The sequence below is a fragment of the Streptomyces sp. NPDC051320 genome, assembly GCF_040682175.1.
Classification (GTDB): domain Bacteria; phylum Actinomycetota; class Actinomycetes; order Streptomycetales; family Streptomycetaceae; genus Streptomyces.
In genome coordinates this window covers 232,070-247,027 of the sequence record NZ_JBFBAL010000011.1, presented here as the reverse complement: position 1 = coordinate 247,027, position 14,958 = coordinate 232,070, and the positions used below count along the sequence as shown (strand labels likewise).

Annotated in this window: 12 protein-coding genes; 7 read left to right on the top strand and 5 right to left on the bottom strand. The window is 69.8% G+C overall.

What is annotated here, in order from left to right; genetic code table 11:
* Positions 1–296: 296 nt before the first annotated feature.
* On the bottom strand, positions 297–560 hold the full coding sequence (locus AB0M87_RS24615; RefSeq protein ID WP_164266780.1) for a WhiB family transcriptional regulator: 264 nt from the start codon (positions 558–560) through the stop codon (positions 297–299).
* 714 nt (positions 561–1,274) lie between these two features.
* Here AB0M87_RS24615 and AB0M87_RS24610 point away from each other — a divergent pair.
* From AB0M87_RS24610 to AB0M87_RS24600, 3 genes are all read left to right on the top strand, one after another.
* On the top strand, positions 1,275–1,817 hold the full coding sequence (locus AB0M87_RS24610; protein ID WP_365856458.1) for a cysteine dioxygenase family protein: 543 nt from the start codon (positions 1,275–1,277) through the stop codon (positions 1,815–1,817).
* Positions 1,818–1,886: 69 nt separating this feature from the next.
* Positions 1,887–2,843, top strand: a complete 957-nt coding sequence (gene cofD / locus AB0M87_RS24605; RefSeq protein ID WP_365856403.1) for a 2-phospho-L-lactate transferase — start codon at positions 1,887–1,889, stop codon at positions 2,841–2,843.
* Positions 2,840–4,132, top strand: a complete 1,293-nt coding sequence (locus AB0M87_RS24600; protein ID WP_365856401.1) for a coenzyme F420-0:L-glutamate ligase — start codon at positions 2,840–2,842, stop codon at positions 4,130–4,132. Before cofD ends, AB0M87_RS24600 begins: the two co-directional genes overlap by 4 nt.
* Before the next feature lie 174 nt (positions 4,133–4,306).
* Here AB0M87_RS24600 and AB0M87_RS24595 read toward each other — a convergent pair whose 3' ends face one another.
* The 3 genes from AB0M87_RS24595 to AB0M87_RS24585 all read right to left on the bottom strand — a co-directional run bounded on the left by AB0M87_RS24595 (position 4,307) and on the right by AB0M87_RS24585 (position 7,796).
* Positions 4,307–5,206 (bottom strand): DNA-3-methyladenine glycosylase 2 family protein, encoded by a 900-nt coding sequence (locus tag AB0M87_RS24595; protein WP_365856399.1) that lies wholly within the window; start codon positions 5,204–5,206, stop codon positions 4,307–4,309.
* 10 nt (positions 5,207–5,216) lie between these two features.
* Positions 5,217–6,299, bottom strand: coding sequence for an NDP-sugar synthase (locus AB0M87_RS24590; RefSeq protein WP_365856397.1), 1,083 nt, complete (start codon positions 6,297–6,299; stop codon positions 5,217–5,219).
* Positions 6,300–6,431: 132 nt separating this feature from the next.
* Positions 6,432–7,796 carry a peptidoglycan recognition protein gene (locus tag AB0M87_RS24585; protein WP_365856395.1) on the bottom strand — a complete coding sequence of 455 codons (1,365 nt, stop codon included), beginning with the start codon at positions 7,794–7,796 and terminating at the stop codon, positions 6,432–6,434.
* A gap of 128 nt (positions 7,797–7,924) precedes the next feature.
* Between AB0M87_RS24585 and AB0M87_RS24580 the strand changes: the two genes are divergently transcribed.
* From AB0M87_RS24580 to AB0M87_RS24565, 4 genes are all read left to right on the top strand, one after another.
* Positions 7,925–8,677, top strand: coding sequence for a TIGR03089 family protein (locus AB0M87_RS24580; RefSeq protein ID WP_365856393.1), 753 nt, complete (start codon positions 7,925–7,927; stop codon positions 8,675–8,677).
* Positions 8,678–8,849: 172 nt separating this feature from the next.
* A complete protein-coding gene (locus tag AB0M87_RS24575; RefSeq protein WP_365856390.1) occupies positions 8,850–10,091 on the top strand; it encodes an LCP family protein in 1,242 nt (413 codons plus the stop codon).
* A gap of 229 nt (positions 10,092–10,320) precedes the next feature.
* Complete coding sequence (locus tag AB0M87_RS24570) at positions 10,321–12,084, top strand: LCP family protein (RefSeq protein WP_365856388.1); 1,764 nt, start codon at positions 10,321–10,323, stop codon at positions 12,082–12,084.
* A gap of 47 nt (positions 12,085–12,131) precedes the next feature.
* Positions 12,132–13,775 carry an LCP family protein gene (locus AB0M87_RS24565; RefSeq protein ID WP_365856386.1) on the top strand — a complete coding sequence of 548 codons (1,644 nt, stop codon included), beginning with the start codon at positions 12,132–12,134 and terminating at the stop codon, positions 13,773–13,775.
* Between the two features lie 45 nt (positions 13,776–13,820).
* Here the strand turns inward: AB0M87_RS24565 and AB0M87_RS24560 are convergent, their stop codons facing one another.
* On the bottom strand, positions 13,821–14,834 hold the full coding sequence (locus tag AB0M87_RS24560) for a glycosyltransferase family 2 protein (protein ID WP_365856384.1): 1,014 nt from the start codon (positions 14,832–14,834) through the stop codon (positions 13,821–13,823).
* Positions 14,835–14,958: the final 124 nt, after the last annotated feature.

The window sequence follows — 14,958 nt, the reverse complement described above, 5'->3', positions numbered from 1 at the left end:
TACGGGCCCCTCCGGCCGGGGTCCGGGGGTCGGTCCCCCCGGAAGGCTGGGTTGCGGATGCGGTGGACGCACGCGTCCCCTGGGGACGTTGGTGCATCGCGGACGGGGCCCCACACTAACGGCTGGCTATGGCAGCGGTCCGCCGCCCGTCGGGTGGGGACGGGCGGCGGACCGGATGTTCCGCATGTCCGGTGCGACATACGCCGGCGTCCCGGACGGACCCGCTGGTCGCGTTCCTGGTCGCGTTCGTGGTCGCGTTCGTGGTCGCGTTCGTGGTCGCGTTCGTGCGACAGGACCTAGACGGCGGCCTTCTTCAGGCGCCGGCGCTCGCGCTCGGACAGGCCTCCCCAGATCCCGAACCGCTCGTCGTTGGCGAGGGCGTACTCGAGGCACTCGGAGCGGACCTCGCAGGCCAGACAGACCTTCTTGGCCTCGCGGGTGGAACCGCCCTTCTCGGGGAAGAAGGACTCGGGATCTGTCTGCGCACACAGTGCGCGCTCCTGCCAGCCGAATTCCTCGTCCGCGTCCTCGACCAGCAGTTGCTGGAACAGCTCGGTCATGTGCGCCCCTTGTCCGTCTTTGCGTCCCCGTGTTGCTGTCGCTACCGATTTCGGCCGAACGACACGAGTGAAATTACAAGCGTGTGATCCGAGCCAGTCAAGCCGAGATCTGCTATTGGGTCCCTTATTCACTCTGCAGAACCAAGGCTAGGCAGAAAGTGTTCAAATCACTAAAAACCTGACACGCGCCCCAGGCTCACCCGCACGTCTTCCCACTCATCGGGAGAAGACGCCACAGAGATCGATCTTGTTGCGCCCCGTCCGGGGAAGCGACCCGGATCACAGTCCGATCACGGGAGTGCCGCAGCGTTTACGACGGGACTTGGTGCGCCACATCTCCACCCGCCCTTCCGGACAAACCTTTCTCCGGAAGGAGTAACCGGATGTGGTGAAACATTGCGGCCGAATCGTCCATCGAGTTGACAACCGGACCTCGAGCCGTTCTCCTTGACCTCATGCCAGCGACCGCAGCGCTCTCCGCAACCCACGTGCGTGGGTTCCGCAGCGCTGTCCAGGCACGCTGTTGCTGTTCCAGCTGTTGAAGCCACTGACTGTTCCCAGCCACTGAAGCTCCAGCGCCCTTCCCGCAGCACCGTCCGCACGCTCCGTGACGGCCCGGCCTGCGACCCAGCGCATTGACCGCCGAGGAACCCCCGCACCATGAACAGCAACAGCCTCACCACCGGCGGCCGCACCCCGGTCGGCCCTCGTCCCGTGTCCACGGAGAGCGACCTGCAGATCGCGGGCGACATCCTCTCCGTCCAGCATCTGCTCCGGCCCGCGCCCGAACACCCGGCCACCGTGGCCGAGTTCGCCGGCCTCGCCCGCTCCATCGCCGCCGACCGCTCCCAGTGGGAGCACCTCGTCGAGTACGACGCGACCTCCCGCTGGTATCACCGGCTGCGCAGCGTTCCCCAGGCCCCCGGTTCCGCTCGGGCCGGCCGGTCCCCACTCGGTTACGAGGTCTGGCTGCTCAGCTGGGTCCCCGGTCAGGGCAGCGGGCTGCACGATCACGGCCGCTCCTCCGGTGTGCTCACCGTCCTCGAAGGCCGGCTGACCGAGCACAGCGCACGCGGCACCCGCACGCTGAGCGGGGGCACACAGAGGGTTTTCGCCCCGGGTTACGCCCACGAAGTGGTCAACGAATCGCTGGAGCCGGCGGTCAGCCTGCATGTCTACTTCCCGGGCCTGACCGAGATGCCGATGCACAACGCCCGGTGTGCCCCGGCTTCCCTCATGGGATCAGGGGTGGCCTGACAGCCCCCTCCCCCAGCTACCGCTGGGAGGTGCCCCGGGCCCGACCACCACGCCTGACACACTGTCCGCATGCGCATTGTGGTTCTGGCCGGCGGTATCGGTGGTGCTCGATTTCTGCGTGGCCTCAAACAGGCCGCGCCCGACGCGGACATCACCGTCATCGGTAACACCGGTGACGACATCCATCTGTTCGGGCTGAAGGTCTGCCCCGACCTCGACACGGTGATGTACACCCTTGGCGGTGGCATCAACGAGGAGCAGGGCTGGGGACGTACCGACGAGTCCTTCGCCGTGAAGGAGGAACTCGCCGCCTACGGAGTCGGACCCGAGTGGTTCGGCCTCGGCGACCGTGACTTCGCCACGCACATCGTGCGTACCCAGATGCTGAGCGCCGGCTACCCGCTCAGCGCGGTGACCGAGGCGCTGTGCGAGCGATGGCAGCCCGGTGTCCGGCTCATCCCCATGTCGGACGACCGCGTCGAGACCCATGTCGCGGTCGACGTGGACGGCGAGCGCAAGGCGGTGCACTTCCAGGAGTACTGGGTGCGGCTGCGGGCCTCGGTCGAGGCGCATGCCGTGGTCCCGGTCGGCGCCGATCAGGCCAAGCCCGCGCCTGGAGTGCTCGAGGCCATCGCCTCCGCCGACGTCGTACTCTTCCCGCCGTCCAACCCGGTCGTCTCGGTCGGCACCATCCTCGCGGTGCCCGGCATCCGTGAGGCGATCGCTGATGCGGGCGTGCCCGTCGTCGGACTCTCCCCGATCGTCGGGGACGCACCCGTGCGCGGGATGGCCGACAAGGTACTCGCGGCGGTCGGAGTCGAGTCCACGGCAGCCGCGGTCGCCGAGCACTACGGTTCGGGCCTGCTGGACGGCTGGCTCGTCGACACCGTCGACGCATCCGCCGCCGGCCGGGTCGAGGAAGCGGGGATCCGGTGCCGCGCCGTACCGCTGATGATGTCCGACCTGGACGCCACGGCGGCGATGGCCCGCGAGGCGCTGGCGCTGGCGGAAGAGGTACGGGTGTGACCTCCTACCGCGTCTGGGCCGTGCCGGGGCTCCCCGAGGTGCAACCGGGCGACGACCTCGCCAAGCTGATCGCCGGCACGTCACCGGGACTCGTCGACGGCGATGTCGTCCTCGTCACCTCGAAGATCGTTTCGAAGGCCGAGGGCCGGATCGTCAGGGCGGCGGACCGCGAAGAGGCCATCGACGCCGAGACGGTACGCGTGGTGGCCCGCCGTGGCACGCTCCGCATCGTCGAGAACCGGCAGGGCCTGGTGATGGCCGCCGCCGGCGTCGACGCCTCGAACACCCCTGCCGGGACCGTACTGCTGCTGCCGGAGGACTCCGACCGTTCGGCGCGCGCGATCCGCGAGGGGCTGCGGGACGCTCTGGGCGTGGACGTGGGCGTCGTCGTCACGGACACCTTCGGGCGGCCGTGGCGCAACGGGCTCACCGATGTGGCGATCGGGGCCGCCGGAGTCCGGGTGCTCGATGACCTGCGCGGCGGCACGGACGCGCACGGCAATCCGCTCAGCGCCACGGTCGTCGCCACCGCCGATGAACTCGCCGCGGCGGGCGACCTGGTGAAGGGCAAGGCGGCGGGCCTTCCCGTCGCGGTGGTCCGCGGTCTCCCCCATGTCGTCGCCCCCACGGACGAGGGCGCCGCCGCGATGGTACGGATCGCCGCCGACGACATGTTCCGGCTCGGTACCTCGGAGGCGGTACGCGAGGCGGTCACCCAGCGGCGCACGGTCCGTGATTTCACCGACGAACCGGTGGACCCCGGTGCGGTACGCCGCGCGGTCGCCGCGGCCGTCACCGCCCCCGCGCCGCATCACACCACCCCGTGGCGCTTCGTCCTGCTGGAGTCCGCGGAGTCCCGCATCCGGTTGCTCGACGCGATGCGGGACGCCTGGATCGCGGATCTGCGGCGCGACGGCAAATCGGAGGAGTCGATCGCCAAGCGGGTGCGCCGGGGCGATGTGCTGCGGCGGGCGCCGTACCTGGTGGTGCCGTGCATGGTGATGGACGGCTCCCACACCTACGGGCACGCTCGGCGAGATGCGGCGGAGCGCGAGATGTTCGTCGTCGCGACGGGAGCGGGGGTGCAGAACTTCCTGGTGGCGCTCGCCGGTGAGCGGCTGGGGTCGGCGTGGGTGTCCTCGACGATGTTCTGCCGGGACGTCGTACGGGACGCGCTGTCGTTGCCGGCCGAGTGGGAGCCGATGGGGGCGGTGGCGGTGGGCCATCCCGCCGCCGCGGCTCCGGCCCGGGGGGCGCGGGACGCGGAGGCGTTCGTCGTGGTGCGGTGAGGTGTGCGGGCCCTGCGGGGGCTCCGCCCCCGTTTGTCCTCCATCTCCCCCAGCTACCTCCCCCCACACTCCGTCCGGCGGGACCCCCACGGAGGGGCCCATGGACGGGCTTGATTGTGCTGTCCAGCCTCTCCGGCGCTTGAGGAGCGGGGTCCGGGGCGGAGCCCCCGGGGGTCACAGCCGCGCGATGTCCACCCGTGGCATCTTGGGCACGCGCCTCCCCGGCACCCGCCCCGTCAGCAGAATGAACCGTACGGCCCGATGCCGCTGCCCGGACTCGGCGTACGGCTCCAGCAGTTCCAGCATCCCCGCGTCGTCCACACCCCGGCGGCCCGTGAGCGCGTAACCGACGATGCCGGGGAGATGCAGGTCACCGACGGTCACCGCGTCGGGGGCGCCGATGGATCGCTGGAGGGTTTCCGCGGAGGTCCAGGGGCCGATGCCGGCGATGAGTTCCAGGCGGCGGACCGCCTCGGCCAGGGGCATCGCGGCGGCTTCCTCCAGGCGGCGGGCGACCCGTACCGCTCGCAGGATGGTCGATGCGCGCTTGTTGTCGACACCCGCGCGGTGCCATTCCCAGGACGGGATGAGTGACCAGGTCCGCGGGTCCGGCATGACGTGCATGTGCTCGGGGGCGGGGCCGGGCGCCGGGGTGCCGAATTTCCGGACCAGGAGGCGCCAGGCCCGGTACGCCTCGTTCACCGTGACCTTCTGCTCGAGGATCGACGGGATCAGCGATTCCAGCACCAGACCGGTGCGGCAGAGCCGGAGATCCGGGTGCCGGCGGTGTACGTCGGCGAGCAGCCTGTGCCGTGGCACGAACGCGGCATGGTCGTCCAACTCCCCCAGGAAGGCGGGGAGTTGCGTGAGCAGCCAGTCCGCACCGGGGCCCCAGGCCTCCGCGCCGTCATCCGCGACCCGCAAGGTGCCGGGGCCCTCGGGGGTACGGCTGGCGCGCCAGACGGCACCGTCCGGGGTCACCCGGAAGGTGGGGTCCCCCTGGCCGCGACGGAGCACCCCGAGGACCAGTCCGAGGTCGGCGGGGCCGCGCCTCGCGATGAAACGTCCTGCCACCCGGTAGAGGCTACTGGTCCGACGAGAAACGCACGCACGCGTCCGGCAGGACCGCATCGCACCAGACCCGCACCCCCGCGCGCAGCTCGTTGTCGGCGCCCACCCGTGCGCCGTCCCCGATGACCACACCGGACAGCACCGTACGGGCACCGATCCGCGCCCCGGCGCCGATCAGCGAGTCGGCCAGCACCGCGCCCGCCTCGACGACCGCACCGTCCAGCACCGTGCTGCCGTCGATCCGGGCGCCCGGGCCGATCACCACGCCGGCGCCGATCACGGTGCCGCCGGTGAGTTTGGCGTCGACGGCGACCGACGCGGTGTCGAGCACCAGCCGGTCACCGCAGCGGCCCGCCACCGCGGGGGACGGTGCGCGGCCCAGTACCAGGTCGGCGGAGCCCCGGACGAAGGCCTGCGGGGTGCCGAGGTCGAGCCAGTACGTCGAGTCGACCATGCCCTGGAGGTGGGCACCGGCGACCAGCAGATCGGGGAACGTCTCGCGTTCCACCGAGACCGGTCGGCCGGTGGGGATGGTGTCGATGACCGAGCGTCTGAAGACATAGGCGCCGGCGTTGATCTGGTCGGTGACGATCTCCTCCGGCGTCTGCGGCTTCTCCAGGAACGCCGTCACCCGGCCGGTGCTGTCGGTCGGCACCAGGCCGAAGGCGCGGGGATCCTCGACCCGGGTGAGATGGAGCGAGACGTCGGCGCCGGACGTCTCGTGGGTGGTGACGAGGGCGCCGATGTCCAGGCCGGTGAGTATGTCCCCGTTGAAGATCAGCACCGGCTCGTCCGGGCCGGAGTGCAGCCGCGAGGCGACATTGCGGATGGCCCCGCCGGTGCCCAGGGGTTCGTCCTCGGTGACGTACTCCAGGTGCAGGCCCAGTGCGGACCCGTCGCCGAAGTACGGCTCGAAGACCTCCGCGAGATAGGAGGTGGCCAGCACGATGTGGTCGATTCCGGCGGCCCGGGCCCGCGCCAACTGGTGGGTGAGGAAGGGGACTCCCGCCGCCGGAACCATCGGTTTGGGGGTGTTGACCGTGAGCGGGCGCAACCGCGTGCCCTTGCCGCCGACCAGGAGTATCGCTTCTGTCACCTTGACGTCTCTGCTTCCTGCTGGGGTCGGCCGTTCACGGGCTGGCCAGTGTATGCAGAGGGGACCGGGCCGTTGCGGGCAGAGGTGCGGATCGCTGTCGCGGTCAGCGGCCCTGTACTCGGGCGGCCGCGGTCAGCGGCCCTGTGCCAGGGCGGACGCGGTGCGGATCGCGCCGAGTTCGCTGTAGAGACGCGCTCCCGGGCATTCGGTCGCGAAACCGTCGCGGTGTCCGGAGATCACGTCGAGGCTGACCTTGCTGCCCTTCGGGTAGCGGTTGCCGCCACCGGAGGTCAGCGTGGCCTTGCCGCCCGGGTTGGCGCCGGTCAGTCCGAGCTTCCAGGCGGTGAGATCGGTCAGAGCGTCCGTCACGGCCTTGGGCGGGTCGGCTGTGGAGAAGGTGCCGAGGACCGCGATTCCGGTGGTGTCGGTGTTGAAGCCGAGCGTGTGGGCGCCCATCACCGGCTTGGCCACCCCGCCAGCGCGGCCTTCGTAGATGGTGCCGCACTTGTCGATCGCGAAGTTGTAGCCGATGTCCCGCCAGCCGTTGCTCTTCACGTGGTAGCGGTAGATACCCCGCAGCAGTGAGGGTACCTGCGCGCAGGTGTAGTTGTTGCCGGTCGCGGTGTGGTGGATGAAGGCGGCCTTGACCGTGTCGGTGTAGAGGAAGCTGCCTTCTCTGATGCTCTCGTCGGCGCCCCAGCCCTTTCGGGTGATGATGTCCGGGCGGGGTCCGATGAACGAGGCCTTGAAGCCGGTGGTGTGTGCGGTGCCCATGGTGCCCGGGGCGGGGGTGGTCTTCGTGGCGTCGTTCAGCGCCTTCTCGGTGGCCTCCTTCCTGAGCGCCGGGATTCTGGTCGCACCGAGCGGCGCGAGCCCGGCGTTCGCCTCGGAGCTCGCGCGGGCCGCGCTGCCGGCCGCCGGGGCATCGGCGGCGCTCTGCGGAGCGGGGTCGGGCCCGGGGTCGACGAGGTCGAGGTGCAGCCCGTGCGGGAGCGGGGTCACGGTGGCCCGTGCGGACGTCGGCTTGTGCTGCTGGACCCGTAGCTGCACACCGTTGGAAGGGCCCACCCAGAGCGGGGCGGTGGAGCCGTGCACGGTGGGGGCGTCGGCCTCCGCGGTGCCGGGGTCGGCGGCATGGTCGTCGTTGTGGATCTCGATGTTCTGCCAGCCGGTCCAGGTGCTGGAGCCCACCGGCCGGGTCCGGACCTGGGCGCTGCCGTCGAGCGCGGCCTTCGGGTCGTCCCAGACCACGCCGACCAGCGAGAACGTTGTGACGGACCGCTGGGGCAGCCCAACGACGGTGGCCACCGACGAACGGTCGGAGGAGGCGAGGGGGGTGAGCCGCAGCGACTGCGTGGAACCGGGGACCCCGGCTGCGGACACCCTGGCGGCCGATGTCGCAGCGCCGGCCGGTGCGGCGAGCGGCAGGGCCAGCGCGGCGGCAGACACCACGGTGATCGAGACGGACAGGACAGCAGAGGACATAAGTGAACGCATACCCGCAATCCTCGTCATAGTCAGATAACCGTGTCCATCCAGAAACTGACGGCCCATCGGCCGTTCCGGCGAGCGTGATCCGCCCGCAAGGCAGCCTCCGGCCCGCCCCGCCGCGTACCCTTGCGCAGATGACTTCCAGCGACCGCACCCCCGCCGACCTGCTGCGATCCGCACTCGCTGCGGACCCGGCCCGCCCCCTGGTCACCTTCTACGACGACGCCACCGGCGAGCGCGTCGAACTTTCTGTCGCGACCTTCGCCAATTGGGTGGCCAAGACCGCGAATCTGCTCCAGGGCGAGCTCGCCGCCGGGCCGGGCGACCGGCTCACGCTGCTGCTCCCGGCGCACTGGCAGAGCGCCGTCTGGCTGCTCGCCTGTTCGTCCGTGGGCGTGGTCGCGGAAATCGACGGCGATCCGGCGCAGGCCGATGTGGTGGTGAGCGGCCCCGACACGCTGGACCGGGCGCGGGCCTGCGGCGGGGAGCGGGTCGCGCTGGCCCTGCGGCCGCTGGGCGGCCGCTTCCCGCAGACGCCGGCCGGGTTCGCCGATTACGCGGTGGAGGTGCCCGCGCAGGGCGACCGCTTCGCTCCGTACGCCCCGGTGGACCCGGACGCGACAGCGCTCACGGTGGGCGGAGTCCGGTTGTCCGGCGCGGAACTGGTCGGGAGGGCCCGCGAGGACGCGGCCGCGCTCGGACTCACCCCCGGCGCACGGCTCCTGTCGGGCCGTCCGTACGACAGCTGGGACGGCCTGTCCGCCGGGCTCTTCGCTCCGCTGGCAGCGGGTGCCTCCGTGGTGCTCTGCCGCAACCTGACGGAGCTCGCGCCGGACGGCCTGGCGAAGCGCGTCGAAAGCGAGCGGGTCACGCACTCCGTGGCGTAGCCGCGAACGGAAACCCGGCGGCGGAAACGCCACTCGTCCGGCCCAAGCGTGCCGAGTCCTCAAGGAGACACACACTCACAGGTACATGATCGGGAGAGAGCACAACCAAGCGCGGGGTTCAGTCGTCTATCCGTTCGACCGGCGACCCAGCGCGTCGCCGACTCCGTGAAGGATGGACGCAGACGTGACGGACAGTGCCGGCAAGCCCGACGACGAGCGGCAGAAGGATGCGCCGGAAGGTGACCCGGCGGCACCCGTCCTGCCCCCCGTCGGACGGAAGCGGCACTGGCTGCGCTGGACCGCGGTCGGCGTCTCGGTCGTGGTCCTCGCCACCGCGGGCACCGGCTGGTGGTTCTACCACAAGCTCGACCGCAACATCAGGACGGACAACGCCGCGACGGCGGAGCTGCGGACCTACGAGAAGGAGCGTCCGACGCCGGTCGCCGCCGGGGCGGAGAACATCCTGCTGATCGGCTCCGACTCGCGCTCGGGAGAGAACAAGAAGTACGGCAGGGATTCGGGGACGCAGCGCTCCGACACCACGATCGTGCTGCACCTGTCGGCGGACAAGCAGAACGCTACGGCCGTCTCGATCCCCCGCGACCTGATGACCACCATCCCCAGCTGCGCCAAGCCGGACAGTACCCGTACCAAGCAGCAGTTCGCGCAGTTCAACTGGGCGTTCGAGTTCGGCGGGACGGCGTGCACCGTGCGCACGGTCGAGAAGATGACGGGCGTCCGCATAGACCACTACATGGTGATCGACTTCGAAGGGTTCAAGGGCATGGTGGACGCCGTCGACGGGGTCCAGGTCTGTCTCAGGAAACCGGTCGACGACAAGGACGCGCACCTGAAGCTCCCGGCCGGTCGCCAGACGCTGAACGGTGAGCAGGCCCTCGGTTATGTCCGTGCCAGGCACTCCATCGGCAACGGCAGCGATACCGAACGCATGGACCGCCAGCAGCAGTTCCTGGGCTCGCTGGTGAAGAAGGTGCAGAGCAACGGGGTACTGCTCAATCCGACCCGGCTCTACCCGGTGCTCGACGCGGCGACCAAGTCGCTCACCACGGACCCGGGACTGGACACGCTCAAGGACCTGTACGACCTGACACGGCGGGTCCGGGACATCCCGACGCAGAACATCAAGTTTCTGACCGTGCCGCGGGAGCCGTACACCTCCGACCCGAACCGGGACCAGCTCAAGCAGCCGGCCGCGAAGAAGCTCTTCCAGCTGCTGCGCGACGACACCCCGATAGTGATCAGCCACGGCCGTGCCGACGCCTCCGCGAGCGCTTCGCCGGACCCGTCGGCGAGCGCCTCGTCGGACGGCGGGCGGGAGGGAAGCGAGAAGAAGACAGCCAGCCCCCAGCCCACTTTCAGGGGAACCGACGCCGCAGCGGGGGCCTGCGGGTAAAACAATTCTCAAGCCGGGATCTGTGACGCATGTGGATTGGGTGGTATGCCCGGTTGTAAGGGACGTGGAATGTGTCACGCACGTCGCTCGAGGTTGAAGTGGGCGGATAGTGTGACGCGATCCGGTGCATCCGGCCAAGTGGTCGCGCACTGCAGGATCGCAGGACCGAATGACCGAGCGCCCGGGGGGAGGGTGCCTCGCGTGGCACCGACGGAGGACACAGGCAACCGTGGACGCGCATAGCCGTGGGCGGGCGGACGATATCGATCCCGCAGACCAATGGGTGCTCAACCCGGATACCGGCAATTACGAACTGCGACTGAACCCTTCCGGTCAGCAATCGGGAGGCGCGGGGAACCGGGATTCCGGGTCGGCTGCCGGATCCGCCCCTCGCAGAGCCACGCCGCCCCGACAGGCCGGCCGCCAGTCGCGCCGGACTGCGCCACAGCAGCCCTCGCATCGCGACGTACCGGCGCAGCGCAGTCGGCGGTCCGGTGCCGGCCAGGAGGCTCTGCACGGCCCGCCGCAGCCCGGACGCCGCAAGCGCAAGCCGCAGAAGTCGCGGAAGCGGAAGGCGCTGATCTGGACCGGCGGGGTGATGGCCTTCGTCCTCGTCAGCGGCTCGGTCGGGGCGTATCTCCTCTACGAGCACTTCCAGGGCAACATCAAGACCGTCGACGTGGTCGGCGGCACCAACGGCTCGACCGCCAACCAAGCCGTCAACATCCTGCTGATCGGTACGGACAAGCGCACCGGCAAGGGCAACGAGGGCTACGGCGACAAGGGCAGCGTCGGCCACGCCGACACCAACATCCTGTTCCACGTCTCCAAGGACCGCACCAACGCCACCGCGCTGTCCATCCCGCGGGACCTGATAACGGACATCCCGGACTGCCCGACAAAGCAGCCCGACGGCAGCGTCAAGACCATCCCGGGCACCCAGCAGGTCCGCTTCAACACCAGCCTCGGCCAGGACGGCCGCGACCCCGGCTGCACCATGGCGACGGTGAAGAAAATAACCGGCCTCAAAGTCGATCACTTCATGATGGCCGACTTCAACGCCATCAAGACGCTGAGCACGGCGGTGGGCGGAGTCGAGGTCTGCGTGGCCCACCCCGTCGACGACAAGGAATCACACCTCAAACTGCCCGAGGGCAAGTCCGTGGTGAAGGGTGAGCAGGCGCTCGCGTTCGTACGGACCCGGCACAGCTTCGGCAACCAGGGCGACCTCGACCGCATCAAGGTGCAGCAGCAGTTCCTCTCCTCGCTGATCCGGAAGATGACCTCGGGCGACATGCTCACCAGCCCCACCAAGCTGTACAAGCTGGCGGACGCGGCGACCAAGGCGCTCACCGTCGACAGCCAGATAGGCAGCATCAGCAAACTCAAGTCCCTGGCGCTGGACCTCAAGAAGGTCAATCCGAAGAACGTCACGTTCACGACCCTGCCGGTCCTCGACAACCCGGCGGAGAAGGTCCACGCGACGGTGGTCATCAACCCCACCCTGGCCGATCCGCTGTTCTCGATGATGCACGACGACGTCTCGCTCACCGAGGTGAAGCAGAAGGCGAACGCGGCCAAGAGCAAGCAGGACGCGCTCCTCAAGGGGACCCAGGCCGCCGCATCGGACGTCCGGGTCAAGGTGCTCAACGGCGGCGCCGTGGCGGGTTCGGCGCAGACCACGCTGAACTGGCTGCAGAACACCGAGGGCGTACTCAAGTCCGAGAACGGCGGGAACTACCAGCCGGATCTCAAGAAGACCATCCTGAAGTACGCGCCGAACCAGGCCGACCAGGCCCGCAAACTCGCCGACATGATGGGGCTGCCCGCGGCGGCGATGAAGCCGGGTACCAAGGACGCGGTCGGTCTCACTCCGATGACTCTCATCCTGGGAGCCGACTTCCAGGCAGCGGGAACACCCATCACCGCTCCGACGAAGGCGCCGAAGGACATCCCGCAAACACATGCCGACAAATCCGTGTGCGCCAAGTGACGCCAGGTCACCGGGGCGTGGAAACACCTGAATAGCAGGGGGGACCGGTGGCACAGAGCAGCGCACGGAGGGAGGGGGCGCGACCACGCGTTCCGGACACCGTCCGGCCCGGCGGCCTGCCCGGGCAACGCGGCGCCGACCGGCCCGGATCGCGCACGGGGGGCGGCGGGGGTCGTCGACACGGTGGAGGCCGTCGGCGCGGCAAGCGCGGGAAACGCCGAATACTTCGCTGGGTGGCGGCCGTCGTGTCCCTGGTGATCATCGGCACCGCAGGCGCCGGTTATCTCTACTACCGCCATCTCAACGGCAATCTGCAGAAGGACGCGCTCAATCTCGGGGACCACCGGGCTCCCCAGGCGAAGGCGAACGCGGCGGGTCAGACGCCGCTCAACATCCTGCTCATCGGCTCGGACGCACGGGACTCCAAGGAGAACCAGGAGCTCGGCGGCGCCAAGAACACGTTCGGCGCCGCTCCGCTGGCGGACGTGCAGATGCTGCTGCACGTCTCGGCCGACCGCAGCAACATGTCGGTGGTCAGCCTGCCGCGCGACACCGTGCTGAAGATCCCCAAGTGCACCGACCCGCAGGGCAGGAAATACCCCGCGACCGGGTGGACGCTGGCCAACGAGTCGCTCGGCCGTGGCGGCCCCGGCTGCACCGTCGCCACCTGGGAACAGCTCACCGACATCCACATCGACCACTTCATGAAGATCGATTTCTCCGGGGTGGTCTCCATGGCGGACGCCATCGGCGGGGTGCCGGTCTGTGTGGACGCCAACGTGTACTCGCACACCCACGACGGTCACGGCTCGGGACTCAAGCTGCCGGAGGGCACCACGTCGGTCAAGGGCCAGCAGGCACTGCAGTGGTTGCGGACCCGGTACGGATTCTGGCCCGACACCGACGTCGTACGCACCAGGGCCCAGCACCAGTACATGAACTCGATGGTCCGGCAGTTGCGCAAGGGCACCAAGCTCACCGACCCCGGAAAGCTGATGGACCTGGCCGAGGCGGCCACCAAGGCGCTCACCGTCGACACCGGTATCGGCAGCGTCAAGAAGCTCTACGATCTGGCCGGCGAGTTGCAGAAGGTCCCCACGTCCCGGATCACCATGACCACCATGCCGAATGTGAACTCCACCCGGCCCGGGTTCGGTCAGAAGGTCGATCCCAAGGCGGGCGACGCGGACAAGCTGTTCGCGATGGTCCGCGACGACACACCACTGGACGGCAAGGCGTCGAAGAAGAAGACCCCGAAGCTCTCGGACGATCCGGCGGCCGCCAAGGACCGGATCGGCATCACCGTGTGGAACGGCACCGGCGGGGACGGGGCAACGCCGACCAGTCACCGTGCGACAGACGTCGCCACCCTGCTCCGCGGCCAGGGCTTCACCCGGGCCGCCTCCCACACCCGGCAGGATCCGCAGAAGACGACCTCGGTCCTCTTCCCCAGCGCCGGCCTCGAGGGCGACGCCCAGTCCGTGGCTCAGGCCATCGGGGTGCCGCTCAGCTCGGTGAAGAAGTCCACCGACGTCTCCGGGGTCACCGTGGTGGTGGGCAGCGACTGGCGCACCGGCACGATCTACACGTCCGCCGCCGCAGACGACGGCAACACCCCGGGAACGGCCGACGTGATCCATGGGGACGACAAGACGGCGTGCATGCACGTCGACCCGGCGTACACCTGGTGACGTGCTGAGTGAAGCCGGTCCGGTCCTTCGGTGGCCGGGCCGGCGTCAGACCGTCGTCCGCACCGCGGGGCGGCGGCTGGCGATGACCTTCCGGGCGAGCGCCCGGGGGCTGGTCAGGAAGCCGAAGCCCCAGCACATGTGCATGGTGGCCAGGGCCACCGGGATCCGCGCCCGCGCCTTCAGCGACAGACCCTTGCCGGCCGGCAGCGATCCCGCCACGATGGCCGCGACGTAGCCGGCCGGCACCAGGAACGCCCACGGCGTGACGGCGGCGCCGGCCACGATGCCCGCGGCGATCGCGCAGACCGCGGCCGGCGGCGCGAGGTACCGGAGGTTGATCGAACCTTCGTGGTAGCGGGCGACGACATGGCGCCAGCGGCCGTAGTCCTTGTACTGCTTGGCGAGTGCCCGGACGGACGGCCGGGGCCGGTACTGGACGCGCAGCTCGGGCGAGAACCAGATCAGGCCGCCCGCGTCCCGTATCCGGAAGTTCAGCTCCCAGTCCTGGGCGCGGATGAACTCCTCGTTGTAGCCGCCCTGCTGTTCCAGCGCCTCCCGCCGGAAGACACCCAGGTACACGGTCTCGGCCGGACCCGCCTGCCCACCCGTGTGGAACGCGGCGTTGCCGACGCCGACCTTGGAGGTCATCGCCGCGGCGACCGCGTCCTCCCAGGCGTTCTCACCCTCGGCGTGCATGATGCCGCCGACGTTCATCGCGCCGGTCTCCGCCAGCAGACGGACGGCGGTGGCGATGTAGTTCGGCGAGAGCATGCCGTGACCGTCGACCCGCACCACCACGGGATGCCGGGACGCCTTGATCGCGGCGTTCAGCGCGGCCGGGGTACGGCCGGTGGGGTTGGCGACGGTGTGCACCCGGGGGTCTTCACGCACCAGCTCGGCGGCGATCTCCTCGGTGCGGTCCGACGACGGGCCGATGGCGATCACCACCTCCATCTCGCCGTCGTACTCCTGCTCCAGGATGTGGCGGACCGAGTTGCGCAGATGCCGCTCCTCGTTGAGGACCGGCATGATCACAGAAACAGCGGGCGTGGCGTTCATAGGGAGGTCACGTTACCGCGAACGAGGGACACCGGGCGCGGCGCCCGGGTCGCTTCCCCGGGACGCTGATCACAGCGGCCTACGGTGCTCGCGTCCCCTGCCCGACTTCCGCGGAGGTGTCCCC